11 protein-coding genes are annotated in these 14,407 nt (G+C 65.7%); 3 read left to right on the top strand and 8 right to left on the bottom strand.

Annotated elements, in window-relative coordinates:
* Positions 1-360: 360 nt before the first annotated feature.
* From L6D89_RS19820 to pedF, 5 genes are all read right to left on the bottom strand, one after another.
* Positions 361-2,133, bottom strand: coding sequence for a methanol/ethanol family PQQ-dependent dehydrogenase (locus L6D89_RS19820; RefSeq protein ID WP_045217984.1), 1,773 nt, complete (start codon positions 2,131-2,133; stop codon positions 361-363).
* Positions 2,134-2,724: 591 nt separating this feature from the next.
* A complete protein-coding gene (locus L6D89_RS19825; RefSeq protein ID WP_236173320.1) occupies positions 2,725-3,654 on the bottom strand; it encodes a quinoprotein relay system zinc metallohydrolase 1 in 930 nt (309 codons plus the stop codon).
* 42 nt (positions 3,655-3,696) lie between these two features.
* A complete protein-coding gene (locus tag L6D89_RS19830; protein WP_373874974.1) occupies positions 3,697-4,449 on the bottom strand; it encodes a quinoprotein dehydrogenase-associated SoxYZ-like carrier in 753 nt (250 codons plus the stop codon).
* A 7-nt stretch (positions 4,450-4,456) separates the two neighbouring features.
* Positions 4,457-5,344, bottom strand: a complete 888-nt coding sequence (locus L6D89_RS19835) for a substrate-binding periplasmic protein (protein ID WP_236173322.1) — start codon at positions 5,342-5,344, stop codon at positions 4,457-4,459.
* Between the two features lie 5 nt (positions 5,345-5,349).
* Positions 5,350-5,787: a cytochrome c-550 PedF gene (gene pedF / locus L6D89_RS19840; protein WP_037013308.1), complete on the bottom strand. Its 438-nt coding sequence runs from the start codon at positions 5,785-5,787 to the stop codon at positions 5,350-5,352.
* Between the two features lie 307 nt (positions 5,788-6,094).
* Here pedF and exaA point away from each other — a divergent pair, with 307 nt between their 5' ends.
* The 3 genes from exaA to L6D89_RS19855 all read left to right on the top strand — a co-directional run bounded on the left by exaA (position 6,095) and on the right by L6D89_RS19855 (position 9,238).
* A complete protein-coding gene (gene exaA, locus L6D89_RS19845) occupies positions 6,095-7,951 on the top strand; it encodes a quinoprotein ethanol dehydrogenase (protein WP_236200892.1) in 1,857 nt (618 codons plus the stop codon).
* Positions 7,952-8,008: 57 nt separating this feature from the next.
* Positions 8,009-8,671 carry a pentapeptide repeat-containing protein gene (locus L6D89_RS19850; protein WP_236200893.1) on the top strand — a complete coding sequence of 221 codons (663 nt, stop codon included), beginning with the start codon at positions 8,009-8,011 and terminating at the stop codon, positions 8,669-8,671.
* Between the two features lie 132 nt (positions 8,672-8,803).
* On the top strand, positions 8,804-9,238 hold the full coding sequence (locus L6D89_RS19855) for a carboxymuconolactone decarboxylase family protein (RefSeq protein WP_236173325.1): 435 nt from the start codon (positions 8,804-8,806) through the stop codon (positions 9,236-9,238).
* A gap of 1,013 nt (positions 9,239-10,251) precedes the next feature.
* On the opposite strand, the gene codA is transcribed toward L6D89_RS19855, so the two are convergent.
* Genes codA through codB form a run of 3 tightly spaced genes read right to left on the bottom strand, consistent with a single transcriptional unit; the run spans position 10,252 to position 13,992 of the window.
* Complete coding sequence (codA, locus tag L6D89_RS19860) at positions 10,252-11,493, bottom strand: cytosine deaminase (RefSeq protein WP_236174019.1); 1,242 nt, start codon at positions 11,491-11,493, stop codon at positions 10,252-10,254.
* Between the two features lie 22 nt (positions 11,494-11,515).
* Positions 11,516-12,736, bottom strand: coding sequence for a PucR family transcriptional regulator (locus tag L6D89_RS19865; protein ID WP_236200894.1), 1,221 nt, complete (start codon positions 12,734-12,736; stop codon positions 11,516-11,518).
* The gene (gene codB, locus L6D89_RS19870; RefSeq protein WP_236174021.1) at positions 12,733-13,992 is read right to left on the bottom strand and encodes a cytosine permease; all 1,260 of its coding nucleotides are present in this window, start codon (positions 13,990-13,992) and stop codon (positions 12,733-12,735) included. Before codB ends, L6D89_RS19865 begins: the two co-directional genes overlap by 4 nt.
* Between the last annotated feature and the right edge of the window lie 415 nt (positions 13,993-14,407).

Consider the following 14,407-nt stretch of genomic DNA (forward strand, 5'->3'; position numbering starts at 1 on the left):
ACATGGATGTCGCGAGAGCGGCGATGGGCCAGGGACGGCCCTTCGCCGCGTGCCCCTGAAACTTCGGTTCAACGAGGGTATTTTTCGCCTAAGCGAAAAACCGGATGTCCGGGGCAAGACCTTTTGGTTCCTTTTGTGGCGATTGACAAAAGGGACTCGCCCGAGGGGGCGAAACAAGGAGCCCACGCGCACATCGATGCGACGCGGGAAGCCTAGGCGCGAGGCAGACACATCGCGGACAGAGTCCGCTCCTACGCTGCTGGATAAAACCGATGTACCTGAGGAAAAAATCCACGCGCTAAGAGCACCAAAACAAAGGGCCGGCTCAACGGCCGGCCCTCTGATCACCTCACAGCACCATCACTTCTTGGCGACGAGATCCTTCGGCAGCTTGAAGGTCCAGATCATCCCGCCCTGGTCCAGGTCCTTGATGCGCTTGGCCACCTCGCCGCCCCACAGCGGCACCGCGCCGCCCCAGCCGGAGAGCACGGTCACGTACTGCTCGCCGTCCATTTCCCAGGTGATCGGCGAGGCGATCACGCCGGAGCCGGTGTTGAACTGGTAGAGCTTCTTGCCGGTCTTGGCGTCGAAGGCCATCAGGTAGCCCTCGGGGTTGCCGGTGAACACCAGGTTGCCGTGGGTTGCCAGCACGCCGCCCCACAGCGGCGCGTAGTTCTCGTAGCGCCAGACCTGCTTGCCGGTCTTCGGATCGATGGCGCGCAGCACGCCGATGTACTTCTCGTTCAGTGGCTTGATGGTGAAGCCCGCGCCGAGGTACGCCGCGCCTTTCTTGTAGGCGATGTTCTCGTTCCACATGTCCATGCCCCACTCGTTGGACGGCACGTAGAACAGCCCGGTGTCCTGGCTGTAGGCCATGGGCATCCAGTTCTTGCCGCCGAGGAAGGACGGTGCGACGAACACCGACGTGCCCTTCTCGCCGCCCTCGCCCGGCGCGCCCGGACGGTGGGCATCGTCGTAGATCGGCCGGCCGTTCTCGTCCAGGCCCTTGGCCCAGGTCACCTTGTCGACGAAGGGGAAGCCGCGGATGAACTTGCCGTTGGTGCGGTCGAGCACGTAGAAGAAGCCGTTGCGGTCCGCGGTGGCCGCGGCCTGTACGGTCTTGCCGCCGTCCTTGTAGTCGAAGGACACCAGCTCGTTGACGCCGTCGAAGTCCCAGCCGTCGTGCGGGGTGGTCTGGAAGTGCCACTTGATCGAGCCATCTTCCGGGTTCAGCGCCAGGCGCGAGGAGGAGAACAGGTTGTCGCCCGGACGCAGGTGCGAGTTCCACGGCGACGGGTTGCCGGTGCCGATGAACAGCGAGTCGGTGCTCGGGTCGTAGTAGCCGCCCAGCCACGGCGCCGCGCCGCCGGTCTTCCACAGGTCGCCCGGCCAGGTCTTGCCCGCCTCGCCGCCGGAGATGCCGTTCTCCACCGGCTTGCCGTCCTTGTAGACGTAGCCCATGTGGCCTTCCACGGTCGGCCGGCTCCACAGCAGCTCACCGTTGGTGGGGTTGTAGGCCTCGATCTTGCCGACCACGCCGAACTCGCCGCCGGCCACGCCGGTGATCAGCTTGCCCTTGGCGATCAGCGGCGCGGCGGAGATGGAGTAGCCGGCCTTGTAGTCGGCCACGGTCTTCTTCCATACCACCTTGCCGGTGTCCTTGTTCAGGGCGACCAGCTTGGCGTCGAGGGTGCCGAAGATCACCAGGTCACCGTACAGCGCCACGCCACGGTTGATCACGTCGCAGCACGGCATGATGCCGTCGGGCAGGCGTGCGTCGTACTGCCAGAGCTTGCGCCCGGTGCGCGCGTCGGCGGCGAATACCCGCGAGTAGGAGGCGGTGACATACATCACGCCGTCCTTGATCAGCGGCTGCGCCTGCTGGCCACGTTGCTTCTCGCCGCCGAAGGACAGCGCCCACACCGGCCGCAGCTCCTTCACGTTATCGCTGTTCAGGGTGTTCAGCGGGCTGAAACGCTGGCCCTGCTGGTTGATGCCGTTGACCACGATCTGGTCGGTGCGCTTGGCGGCATCACTGATGTCCTGGTCGGTGACCCCGGCGTGGGCGCCCAGGCTGGCCAGGCCAATGGCGGTGAACAGCACGGTGCGGGCGAAAGGTTGAAGCTGTCTCATGGCGGTGCGCCTCTGCGATTGTTGTTGTACCCGGGAAAATTTCCCGGTCTGTCGCAGATTCTTGGTTTGGCACGGCAGGCCAACAATTGAACGCAGTGCCGAATTCCCTAGTTCCTTGGTAGCAATACCGGGCTGCCGAGGCGCGAAATTCGGGCTTGTTCAGGCTGGATGGGCGAGCCTTGTCCCTGTAGGAGCGAGCTTGCTCGCGAAGCGGATTTCCCCGGCAACTGCGTTGCCTGAGTGGGGTTCCAAGCCCCTCACCCCAGCCCTCTCCCAGAGGGAGAGGGAGCCGTTCGGCGCGAGGGGCGAAAGCAGGAATTCATCCTGCAGGGAGGTTCGCGAGCAAGCTCGCTCCTACAGGAAGAGCAAATTGGAGCGGCGAGCGGCAAAGCCGCACCAGACAGCCCACTCCCAGAGGGAGCCGTTCGGCGGGAGAGGCGGACACAGGCGTTCATCCTGCCGGAAGGTTCGCGAGCAAGCTCGCTCCGACAGTTAGAAAGGTAGGATGGGTGGAGCGCAGCGATACCCATGCGGTTGGTGCAACGAACTGATGGGTATCGCTTCGCTCCACGCCATCCTACGAGAGCGGTGTCACTGCTCGTCGACGCGCGGCAGAGCCTTCTGCTCATAGCGCGGATACAGGTGGCTGACGCTGCGGATCAGCTCGTAGCGCGTCAGGCTGACGCCGGCGAAACGCTCGGGGATGGGCGTGCGCAGCAGGTCGTTCATGTCGGCACCCTGGGCGATGCCGTCGCGCATCACGCTATCGAGCCAGCCGAGGTAATCGCGCATCTGCGTAAAGGGCGCGGCATCGCTGGCGATGGGACCATGGCCGGGGACGATCTGCTTCCAAGGCAACTGTTGCAGGGTATCCAGATCACCCAGCCAGACATCCAGGCCGGGACTGTTCGGCGTGGTCAGCGCACGCTGGTAGAAGACGATATCCCCGGCGAACAGCACGCCGGTGGTCTCGTCGAGTATCGCCAGGTCCGCGCCAGTGTGCCCGCGCAAGCCCAGCAGGCGGAAACGGTGGCTGCCCATCTGCAGTTCGCCCGGCTCCACCGTCTCGGTGGGCAGCACCACTTCCGTGCCGCGCATCCAGTCGCCGACCAGGCGGTACATGTTCTCCGCCATGGCATTGCCCTGCTCTTTCAGCAGCTTGCTGGTGCCGGCCAGCGCGCCGATGGGCACGTCGGTGAAGGCCTGGTTGCCCAGCACATGGTCGGGGTGGTGGTGGGTCAGCAGCACGCGCTTCACCGGCTTGCCGGTGGTCTGCTGGATCAGCGCACGCAGGGCTTCGCCATAGCGCTTTGACGGACCGCTATCGATCACCAGCACGCCGTCGCCGGTGTCAATGAAGGCGACGTTGACGATGGCGCCGCCGTTGTCCTTGGCAAAGTTGTCGGTGCTGCCTTGCACCACCCAGGTACCCTCGGCGATCTGCCGGGGCTGAAGGTGGTATTGCAGGTCGGCCCATGCCGGCAGGCACAGGCACGCGAGGGCGATCAGGAGGAAACGCATGGGTACCTCGATATTGCTGTGCGATGTCGGCGCAGTGCGACGTCAGCGCAGAGCGGCCTGGAATTCGTTGCCGTTGTTGTCGTGCAGCCAGAGCTCGGTATGTGGCTGGCCGCGCACTTCGAAGGTGAAGGTCGGGTTCTCGCTGACCGCCGGGAACAGGTCCAGCGTCGCGAAGACTTCGCCGTCCGGCCCGCGCAGTTCGGCATGATCCAGGTAGAACTCGGGAATGCCGCCGACCAGGCCGTTGTCCATCGGGTGCGAGACCGACAGGCGTACGCGGCTGTACTCGCCTTTGGGGTAGGACTCGCCGTGGACCTGGCCGAGCCGATCCTCCCAACCTGGTTGCGCACGCACCACGCTGGGCGCCGTGCAGCCGCCGCCGGCCGCGTCGATCCAGGCCGAGCCGACGTGCCAGACGCCCTTCTCATCACGCAACGCAGCGCGGATCGGCGTGGCCTGTTCGATACGGATGCGCACCGCCAGCAGCGGCTCCAGGTGCTCGCCGGGGTAAAGCGTCAGCACATGGGGAATCGGGTTCAGTTCGGCCCACAGCAGCAGGCGGTCGAAGCGCCCCGGCAAGGCGCGGGCGTCGACCTCCACCGGAACCTGGCGGGAATCTTCGGCGAACGGCGGCACCCCGAGCCTCACCCGCTCGTCGAACACGTAAGGCTCGCCGTTGAGCAAGCGCTTGTGGTGGTATTCCCACATCACCGAGGGCATCGGATCACCCTCCACCGCCGCGGCCAGCAGCGGCAAACCGCAGAGTCCGAGCAACACCTGGCGCCTGTGCATCATCTATCCCTCATGGCACATCCTGATAAAGCCCCGGCAATTCGTAGCGCATGCCGTAGACCGCGTAGAGCTTTGCCATCTCGCCGCTGCGCACCAGCTCCTCCAGCTCGCCGTCCAGCGCGTTGGAGAGCTGGCGGTTGCTCTCATGCACCGCCATGCCGATGTCCCACTCGGGCTGGCCGAGGTTCGGGTAGGTGTTCTCGGCATTCTTCAGGTGCTCGTCGGCGGCTTGCGCGCGCATCCAGTCCAGCTCGCCGCGCAGGGCCATCACCGCGTCCACCTTGCCCGCACGCATACCGTCGAAGGCCGCCTGGGTGCTGGGGAAGTGGATGGTCATGCGGCTGAGCTGGCCGCCCAGCACCGAGGTCAGGTAGAACGACGGCACGCTGTCCAGTTCGACGCCGATGGGGTGTTCGCGGAACGCCGCGATGGTGTCCACTTCCGCCAGCCGACGGTCATCGCTGACTACCTGCCAGCGCTCGCGCTGGTAGGGGCCGAACATCACCACCTGCTCGTTGGCGAACTCGCCGACGTCGTTGCGCCGGTTGGCATACTGGCGGTCGTAGGGCACGCGCAGCATCACGTCGGCAACCACGCCGGGGCGCAGGTAGTGGCCCTTCCAGATGAAGTTGCGCAGGTCGTCGTCCAGGCGCTCGCCGGGGGTGACCCAGAGGAACTCCGCCCGCAGGCCCAGCCCGCTGGCCAGGCGCTGCGCAAGATCGACGTCGACCCCGCGCGGCTGCCCACCCTGCAGGAAGCTGTAGGGCGGGAAGTTCTCGTAGACGGCGACCCGCAGTACGCCGCTGGTGACCATGTCCTCGTAGGGGCGGACTCCGGCCTGCGCCTGCCCCAGCAGCAGACTCAGGAGCAGGCCAAGCAGCAGAACGGGCAGGCGCATGGCGATCACTCGTCCACGTGCACGCTGTCCAGGTAGGTGCGGATTGCCCAGAGGCCTTCCTGGCTGATGAAGTCAGCCATCTTCGGCATGTACACCGCACCGTCGCGCACCGCACCGTTGATCACCCGCTCCTTGAACCACTCGTCCCCCTCGGCGCCCACGTCAAGCATGCGCAGGTCAGGGGCGATGCCGCCGGACTTGGCTTCCAGCCCGTGGCAGCGTGCGCAGTTCTGGTTGTAGGCCGAAGCGCCGATCTCCACCGCCTTGGCGTGGTTGGCATAGGGCTCGCGGTAGGGGTTGGTGTCGCGCCATTCCTTGCCCAATGGTTCCAGCCCCGTGGTATCCACTGCCTGGGGCGTCACATTGCCGTGGGACAGGGCCAGGCCCGAAACACCCAGGCCGGCCAGCAACAGCAGGCCGCACAGCACGTTCTTGTTGTTCATCACTTCATCCTCTCATCGAGATGCTTGGCAAGGCACGGCGCCCGGAACGACGCCAGTGATGACGATGGTAAGAACGCGCAGCTGAGCGCCGAATCCTGCTTTGGATGCTCCCGTCTACTCCCTTCGTACTAGAACGGCGGTCGGCCACTGCCGGCGCTTTGGCAGCAAGCCCAAGTCATGCCCGGACCGGGAAATAGTCCCGGCATCACCGGGAGCTTTTCCGTTCCCCGCCACCACGCCCTCCTCCCACCATGGATTCGCCGCGGCACGTGCAGCGGCCTGCCGCCATCCATCACGGGAAACCACCATGAGAACAACAACAGCCCCCCTGCACCTGGTCCTCAGCAGCCTCGCCTGCACCATCGCCCTCACCGCCGCCGGCTCCGCCCTGGCGAAAGACGTGACCTGGGACGATATCGCCAACGACCACAAGACCACCGGCGACGTGCTGCAGTACGGCATGGGCACCAACGCCCAACGCTGGAGCCCGCTCAAGCAGGTCAATGCCGGCAACGTGTTCAAGCTGACCCCGGCCTGGTCCTACTCCTTCGGCGACGAGAAGCAGCGCGGCCAGGAATCCCAGGCCATCGTCAGCGACGGCGTGGTCTACGTCACCGCCTCCTATTCGCGCCTATTCGCCCTCGACGCGAAGACCGGCAAACGTCTGTGGACCTACAACCATCGCCTGCCCGACGACATCCGCCCGTGCTGCGACGTGGTCAACCGCGGCGCTGCCATCTATGGCGACAAGATCTACTTCGGCACCCTCGACGCCTCGGTCGTGGCGCTGAACAAGAAGACCGGCAAAGTGGTCTGGAAGAAGAAGTTCGGCGACCACGGCGCCGGTTACACCATGACCGGCGCGCCGACCATCGTGAAGGACGGCAAGACCGGCAAGGTGCTGCTGATCCACGGCAGCTCGGGCGACGAGTTCGGCGTGGTCGGCCGCCTGTTCGCCCGCGATCCGGACACCGGCGAAGAGGTGTGGATGCGCCCGTTCGTCGAGGGCCACATGGGCCGCCTGAACGGCAAGGACAGCACCGTCACCGGTGACGTGAAAGCGCCTTCCTGGCCGGAAGACAAGAACTCCCCCACCGGCAAGGTCGAGGCCTGGAGCCATGGCGGCGGCGCCCCCTGGCAGAGCGCGAGTTTCGACGCCGAGACCAACACCATCATCGTCGGCGCCGGCAACCCCGGCCCGTGGAATACCTGGGCGCGCACCGCCAAGGGCGGCAACCCGCACGACTACGACAGCCTCTACACCTCCGGCCAGGTTGGCGTCGACCCGAGCACCGGCGAGGTGAAGTGGTTCTACCAGCACACGCCCAACGACGCCTGGGATTTCTCCGGCAACAACGAACTGGTGCTGTTCGACTACAAGGCCCAGGACGGCAAGATCGTCAAGGCCACCGCCCACGCCGACCGCAACGGCTTCTTCTATGTGGTCGACCGGACCAACGGCAAGCTGCAGAACGCCTTCCCCTTCGTCGACAACATCACCTGGGCCAGCCACATCGACCTGAAGACCGGCCGCCCGGTGGAGAACGAAGGCCAGCGCCCGCCGCTGCCGGAGCCTGGGCAGAAGCACGGCAAGGCGGTGGAAGTCTCACCGCCGTTCCTCGGCGGCAAGAACTGGAACCCCATGGCCTACAGCCAGGACACCGGGCTGTTCTACGTCCCCGCCAACCACTGGAAGGAAGACTACTGGACCGAGGAAGTGAATTACGCCAAGGGCAGCGCCTACCTGGGCATGGGCTTCCGCATCAAGCGCATGTATGACGACCACGTCGGCACGCTGCGCGCCATGAACCCCACCACTGGCAAGGTCGAGTGGGAATACAAGGACCACCTGCCGCTCTGGGCCGGCGTGCTGGCCACCGCCGGCAACCTGGTGTTCACCGGCACCGGCGAGGGCTTCCTCAAGGCCTTCGACGCCAAGACCGGCAAGGAGCTGTGGCAGTTCCAGACCGGCAGCGGCATCGTCTCCCCGCCCATCACCTGGGAACAGGATGGCGAGCAGTACATCGGCGTGACCGTCGGCTACGGCGGCGCGGTGCCGCTGTGGGGCGGCGACATGGCCGAGCTGACCAAGCCGGTGGCCCAGGGCGGTTCCTTCTGGGTGTTCAAGCTGCCGAGCTGGGACAACAAGACCGCCAGCCGTTGATCCGCAGGCCCGCGCCGACTCCGGAGCGGGCCTTTCTCATTTACCCAGGAGATCGCCATGCGCCTGCTTGCCTGCCTGCTCTTCCCCTTCTCCGCCCTCGCCTTCGCCACCAGCCAGCCGGCTGAAGTAGCCGAGGACGACGCGGTTACCGTCATCGCTGGCTGCCGTATCGAGCCGGACAGCCAATGCCCGAACGCCGACCTGCGCGGTGCCGACCTGCGCAACCAGGACCTGACGCGGATGAACCTGTCCGGCGCCAACCTCGCCGGAGCCGACCTGCGCCACGCCAAGCTGGATCTGGCGGATCTGCAAAAGGCAAAACTGAATGGTGCCGACCTGACCCGCGCCAGCCTGCAGCAGTCCAACCTGCGCGGCGCCGACCTGAGTGGCGCCAAGCTGGTCGCCATCCAGGCCTGGGGCCTGTTCGCCCAGGGCGCGCAATGGCAAGGCGCAGACCTGACCGCCGCCTACCTGGAGTTCGCCCGCCTGAGCGGCGGCAAGCTACACCAGGCCAACCTCCGCGCGGCCGACCTGGAAATGACCTGGCTGTCCCGCGCCGACCTCAAGGGCGCCGACCTGCGCGACGCCAACCTGCAGGAAGTGAAGCTGGCCGAGGCCAACCTGGAAGACGCCGACCTGCGTGGCAGCCGCCAGCGCTTCGGTAACTTCCAGGGCAGCAACATGGCCGGCTGCAAGGGCTGCCCGGGCGGTTGGGACTGAGCGCCCGGCGCACAGCCGGGATTGGTCCCATTGGTCTGCCGGTATTGCCGGGAATTGGCTATTCGAACGCCGGGGAGTCGGCGTTACCTTAGCCCCATTCCCGCACTACCGCGGGCCCCACTGGAGACCACCATGAGCGCACGTATCGAATGGGCCAAGGCCGCCCCCGACGCCTACAAGGCCATGCTCGGCCTGGAACAGGCCCTGGCCAAATCCGGCCTGGAAACCTCGCTGCTGGAACTGATCCGCCTGCGCGCCTCGCAGATCAACGGCTGCGCCTACTGCGTGAACATGCACGCCAATGACGCGCGCAAGGCCGGCGAAACCGAGGCACGGCTGCAGACCCTGAGCGTGTGGGAGGAAACCCGTTTCTTCACCGAACGCGAACGCGCCGCGCTGGCCTGGGTGGAAAGCCTCACCCGCCTGCCGGAAAAGCACGCCCCGCAGCACCAGTTCGACGCCCTGCGCGAGCACTTCAGCGACGCCGAGATCGCCAACCTGACCCTGGCCATCGCCACCATCAACGCCTGGAACCGCTTCGGCGTGGGCATGGCGATGGTGCCCTGAGCAGAGAGCTCTGACACCCGTGGGATGGGTGGAGCGCAGCGATACCCATGCGGTCGGTGCACGGAACTGATGGGTATCGCTTCGCTCCACGCCATCCTACGAATTGCATCTGTGGCTCACGTAGGGCGCATAACCCGGAACGGGTTATCCGCCAGATGGCGTATAACACCTGCGGCGTTATACGCCCTACAGGGCTGGAACCGCTTTGGCGTCGGCATGGCGATGGGGCCCTGAGCAGAGAGCTCTGACACCCGTAGGATGGGTGGAGCGCAGCGATACCCATGCGGTCGGTGCATGGAACTGATGGGTATCGCTGCGCTCCACGCCATCCTACGAATTGCATCTGTGGCACACGTAGGGCGCATAACCCGGAACGGGTTTTCCGCCAGATGGCGGATAACGCCTGCGGCGTTATGCGCCCTACAGGGCTGGAACCGCTTTGGCGTCGGCATGGCGATGGTGCCCTGAGCAGAGAGCTCTGACACCCGTAGGATGGGTGGAGCGCAGCGATACCCATGCGGTCGGTGCACGAAATTGATGGGTATCGCTTCGCTCCACGCCATCCTACGAATTGCATCTGTGGCTCACGTGGGACGCATAACTCGGAACGGGTTTTCCGCCAGATGGCGGATAACGCCTGCGGCGTCATGCGCCCTACAGGGCTGGAACCGCTTTGGCGTCGGCATGGTGATGGTGCCCTGAGCAGAGAGCTCTGACACCCGTAGGATGGGTGGAGCGCAGCGATACCCATGCGGTCGGTGCACGGAACTGATGGGCATCGCTGCGCTCCACGCCATCCTACGAATTGCATCTGTGGCACACGTAGGGCGCATAACCCGGAACGGGTTATCCGCCAGATGGCGGATAACGCCTGCGGCGTTATGCGCCCTACAGGGCTAGGGAGAGGGGTTTTGATCTCGTAGGGCCGAGGGGGGGACTCCCAGGCCTTGCTCGCGAACGGCCCCGCAGCGAGGCCAAGGTTCGCGAGCAAGCTCGCTCCTACAGGAGGCCGATCAGCCCTCGACCAGCGCCACCTGCTCCGGCTCGCGCTTCATCAGCACGCGGCCATTGCGGATCGAGTACAGCGCCTTGGTCTGCTGGCGCACCGCTTCGTAGTCGCTGTCCACGCCCAGCACCAGCAGGTTCGCCGGGCGGCCAGCGGCGATGCCGTAGCGCGCGCCCAGGTTCAGCGCGCGGGCGCTGTTGTCGGTGACCAGATCGAGCGCGCGCTGCAGGTCATCGAAGCCCATCATGTGGCAGATGTGCAGCCCGGCATCCAGCACGCGCAGGATGTTGCCGTTGCCCAGCGGGTACCACGGGTCCTTGATCGAGTCCTGGCCGAAGCAGACGTTCATGCCGGCGCGGTCGATCTCGGCCACGCGGGTCACGCCACGGCGTTTCGGGAAGGTGTCGAAGCGGCCCTGCAGGTGGATGCTCTCGGTCGGGCAGGAGACGAAGTTGATGCCCGAACGCTTGAGCAGGCGGAACAGCTTGGAGCAGTAGGCGTTGTCGTAGGAACCCATGGCCGTGGTGTGGCTGGCGGTGACGCGGCCGCCCATGCCGCGCACGCGGGCTTCCTCGGCGAGCACTTCGAGGAAGCGCGAGTTCGGGTCGTCGGTCTCGTCGCAATGCACGTCCACCAGGCAACCGGTGCGCTCGGCCAGGTCCATGAGGAACTTGATCGAGCTGACGCCCTGCTCGCGGGTGTTTTCGAAGTGCGGGATGCCACCGACCACGTCGGCGCCCAGGCGGATCGCCTCTTCCATCAGCTCGCGGCCGCCCTCGTAGGACTCGATGCCCTCCTGCGGGAAGGCGACGATCTGCAGGTCCACCAGATGCCGCGCCTCTTCGCGGACCTCCACCATGGCCTTGAGCGCGGCCAGGGTCGGGTCGGTCACGTCGACGTGGGTGCGCACGTGCTGGATGCCATGGGCAGCCAGCATGCGGATGGTGGTGTGGGCGCGGGACTTGGTGTCCTCGTGCGTGATGGTTTCCTTGCGCTGGGCCCAGCGCTCGATGCCCTCGAACAGCGTGCCGCTCATGTTCCATTCCGGCTCGCCGGCGGTCAGGGTGGCGTCGAGGTGGATGTGCGGCTCCACCAGCGGGGCGATGGCCAGGTTGCCACGGGCGTCGATGTCGTCGCCGCTGGCGACCACGGTGCCGGCTTGCTGCACCACTTCGGCGATGACGTCGCCTTCGCAGCGGATGGTGAACAGGCCGGTCTGCTTGCGCAGCGAGGCGTTGATGATTTTCATGGGCTCTTAGGTCCTCTTCAGGCTATTCGTGGCGCGGCGCGCTGGACATACGCCAGATGAGCAGCGCCACGGAGGTATTCAGGCGGAATTGTGCGTCGTCCAGGGACTGGCCGCTGAGGGCCTCGATGCGCGCGATCCGCTGGTTCAGGGTATTGCGATGGATGCCCAGGCGCTGTGCCGCCTTGAGCGCGTTGCCGCCTTCCTGGACCAGCGCGTCGAGCGTCTCGATCAGCAGGTGCGGCTGTTTGCGGCCCGTATCGTTGAGCGGGCCGAGGGTGTCCTTCATGAACTGCTCGATCACCGCGCGCTCGGGAATCGCCCGCAGCAGGCGCAGCACGCCCAGCTCACGGTAGTCGCAGACGCCACCGGGCGCCTGCATGCCTTCGGCGACATCCAGCGCCTGGCGCGCCTCAAGCAGTGCGCGGGGGAATTCGGCGCAGCTGTCGGCGCGGGCGGAAAGTCCAAGATAAGCACGCAGCGGCGCCAGTTCCTGTTGCAGCTCGGCGGCCAGGGCGTGCAGCTCGGCGCGCTCGGCAGTTTCGGAATCGTCCAGCAGCAGGACGAACAGGTCGCCCTGGATCACCACCGGCAACCGCTCGGGGCGTTCCTGCTGCCAGCTTTCCAGATGGTCGAGCAGGCGCTGGCGGGTCAGCTGCAACGCGCGCTCGGCCTCCTCGGGTTCATGCTGCTGGAACAGCGTGTCGACGCCGGAAAGCCGCAGCGCTACCAGTCGGCGCGGCACTTCCAGCGGCAAATCCAGGTGTTGCGCACGGCGGCGGACGATTTCCAGGCTGGGGAAGTCGCCGCTCAGCAGCTGGCCGAGGATGTCCCGGCGCGAGGTCTTCACCTGGGTCATCTGCACCAGCGCCGTGCCGATCAGGTGGGTGACGATGACCATCTTCAGCGCGTAGGGCTGCTCGATCAGCGGCAGCCCTTCCACCTCGGCCAGATGCACCACGGACTCGGGAATGCGCTGGATGAACTCGTCACCGGTCAGGATGACGATGCCGGCGATGCCGCTGGCGACGCCTTCGCGCACCAGTTGCAGCAGGTTGGCTTCGTCACGGCTGTGGTTGATGCCGGTGACGAACACCAGCTCACCGCCCATCACCCAGTCGGCGATGCCGACGTTCTCCGCCACATAGGACCAGCGCACGCTGCGATGCACATTGCGTGCGCCGGCCCGCAGCGCGAGGCTTTCCAGCCCCGGCAGGCGGAGGATTTCCTCGACGCTCAGGCTCAAGCGCGCGGCTCGGCCACCGGCGCGCGGGCGCGGGTGACTTCGGTGAGGACGATGTAGCAGATGGCCGAGGCGGCGATGCCCACCAGCGGCGCGATCCACGGCGAGGCGTAGGCCAGACCGGCGCCGACCGCGTAGGACACCAGGCCGGAAACGTTGAACGCCGGGATATGAGTGCCCACCAGCGCCGGGTATTCGCCGCGGTTGCGGTACCAGTAGTCGGCCATGATCACGCCGCCCAGCGGCGGGATGATCGAGCCCAGCAGCACCAGGAACGGGATCAGCCATTCGTACATGCCGCCAATGGCGAGGATGATGCCGATACCGGCAGCCAGCAGGGTCATGCTGCGGCGACGCTCGCTGCGTACCAGGTGGCAGGCGGCGGCGGAGACGTTGTAGATGGTCGGGCCCTGGATGGTCCACAGGTTCAGGCAGAGCATGATCACCGCGGCGAAGGACAGGCCCTGCAGCACCATCACTTCGACGATGTCGGCGTTCTGGTAGACGATGGCGCACCAGGCGCCGGCGACGATCATCAGGCCGTTGCCGATGAGGAACGCAACCACGCTGGCGATCACCGCGATGCGCCCGCTGCGGGCCATGCGCGTCCAGTTGGTGGCCTGGGTCGCGCCGCTGGCGAAGGTGCCAAAGACCATGGTCACGGCAGCGGAGAAGGTCAGCGTCTGGCTCGGTTCCTTCGCCAGCAGGCCGCTCCAGCCGCCGGCGTGGTTGGTGGCGATGACCATCGAGGCCACCAGCAGGATGAACATCAGCGGCACCGACACGCGGGACATGATGTCCAGGCCCTTGAAGCCGATGATCGCGGTGATCGAGAACAGCAGGCCGAATACCACCATCAGCGGAATATTCAGCCACTCGGGCAGGCTCAGCATCTTCACCAGCACGATGGCCACGGTGGCGGTGCCCCAGGCGTACCAGCCCAGTTCGGCGAAGCCGAGGAGGAAGTCGGAGAGCTTGCTGCCGCGTTCACCGAAGCAGAACCGGCCCATCAGCACGGTGTTAAGGCCGCTGCGCGAGGCGATCAGGCCCAGGGCGGCAGCGTAGATGGCGAGCAGCACGTTGCCGATGAAGGCGACCCAGAGCATGTCTACGAAGTCGAAGGCCATGCCGATCTTGCCGCCGGCGAACATGGTGCCGGTGAAGAAGGTGAAGCTGAACAGGACCATGGCGATGGGCAGCAGGCCTTTGCGCCCTTCCCTGGGCGTCGCGCTCAGGGGGAACTCACTGGGGGAACTCATCGAGGGGGGTCTCCGCGAGGATTGGTTGAGGACTCCCGGCCAACGCAAATAGCGGGCCGGAAAAGCCAATCAGGAACGACGCGGAAATTTTGAGCATGTCGAACATTGTGAACTGTTCACAATGCACACTTCCGGTGGGTGTAACGGCGTTTCAAGATAGCTCAAATGTGCATTGTGCGGATTTTCGGGGCACGATGCAGCTTTTTCGCACCAAAAAAGACGAAACGCCTGACATCGATCACTGCCGTTCGGCAGAATTCCCGCCGTGTTCGCCGCTTGCGGGCTGCACTTTCTCCCTGCGACACCCTGTCACCCCCAGACAAGGAAATGGCACGGACAACAAGTCCGGCGAGCACCGACGCAGGCAGACTCTCATCAATGTTCCGTCCGCTGTCCGCCTCACGCAGACGGCCTG

Source organism: Pseudomonas pseudonitroreducens, assembly GCF_021603645.1.
Lineage (GTDB): Bacteria > Pseudomonadota > Gammaproteobacteria > Pseudomonadales > Pseudomonadaceae > Pseudomonas > Pseudomonas pseudonitroreducens.

Coding starts and splice junctions, on each gene's coding strand:
- L6D89_RS19850 (WP_236200893.1), top strand. CDS start 8,009: ATGCGCCTGCTTGCCTGCCTGCTCTTCCCCTTCTCCGCCCTCGCCTTC.
- L6D89_RS19830 (WP_373874974.1), bottom strand. CDS start 4,449: ATGATGCACAGGCGCCAGGTGTTGCTCGGACTCTGCGGTTTGCCGCTG.
- pedF (WP_037013308.1), bottom strand. CDS start 5,787: ATGAACAACAAGAACGTGCTGTGCGGCCTGCTGTTGCTGGCCGGCCTG.
- codB (WP_236174021.1), bottom strand. CDS start 13,992: ATGAGTTCCCCCAGTGAGTTCCCCCTGAGCGCGACGCCCAGGGAAGGG.
- exaA (WP_236200892.1), top strand. CDS start 6,095: ATGAGAACAACAACAGCCCCCCTGCACCTGGTCCTCAGCAGCCTCGCC.
- L6D89_RS19820 (WP_045217984.1), bottom strand. CDS start 2,133: ATGAGACAGCTTCAACCTTTCGCCCGCACCGTGCTGTTCACCGCCATT.
- L6D89_RS19855 (WP_236173325.1), top strand. CDS start 8,804: ATGAGCGCACGTATCGAATGGGCCAAGGCCGCCCCCGACGCCTACAAG.
- L6D89_RS19825 (WP_236173320.1), bottom strand. CDS start 3,654: ATGCGTTTCCTCCTGATCGCCCTCGCGTGCCTGTGCCTGCCGGCATGG.
- L6D89_RS19835 (WP_236173322.1), bottom strand. CDS start 5,344: ATGCGCCTGCCCGTTCTGCTGCTTGGCCTGCTCCTGAGTCTGCTGCTG.
- codA (WP_236174019.1), bottom strand. CDS start 11,493: ATGAAAATCATCAACGCCTCGCTGCGCAAGCAGACCGGCCTGTTCACC.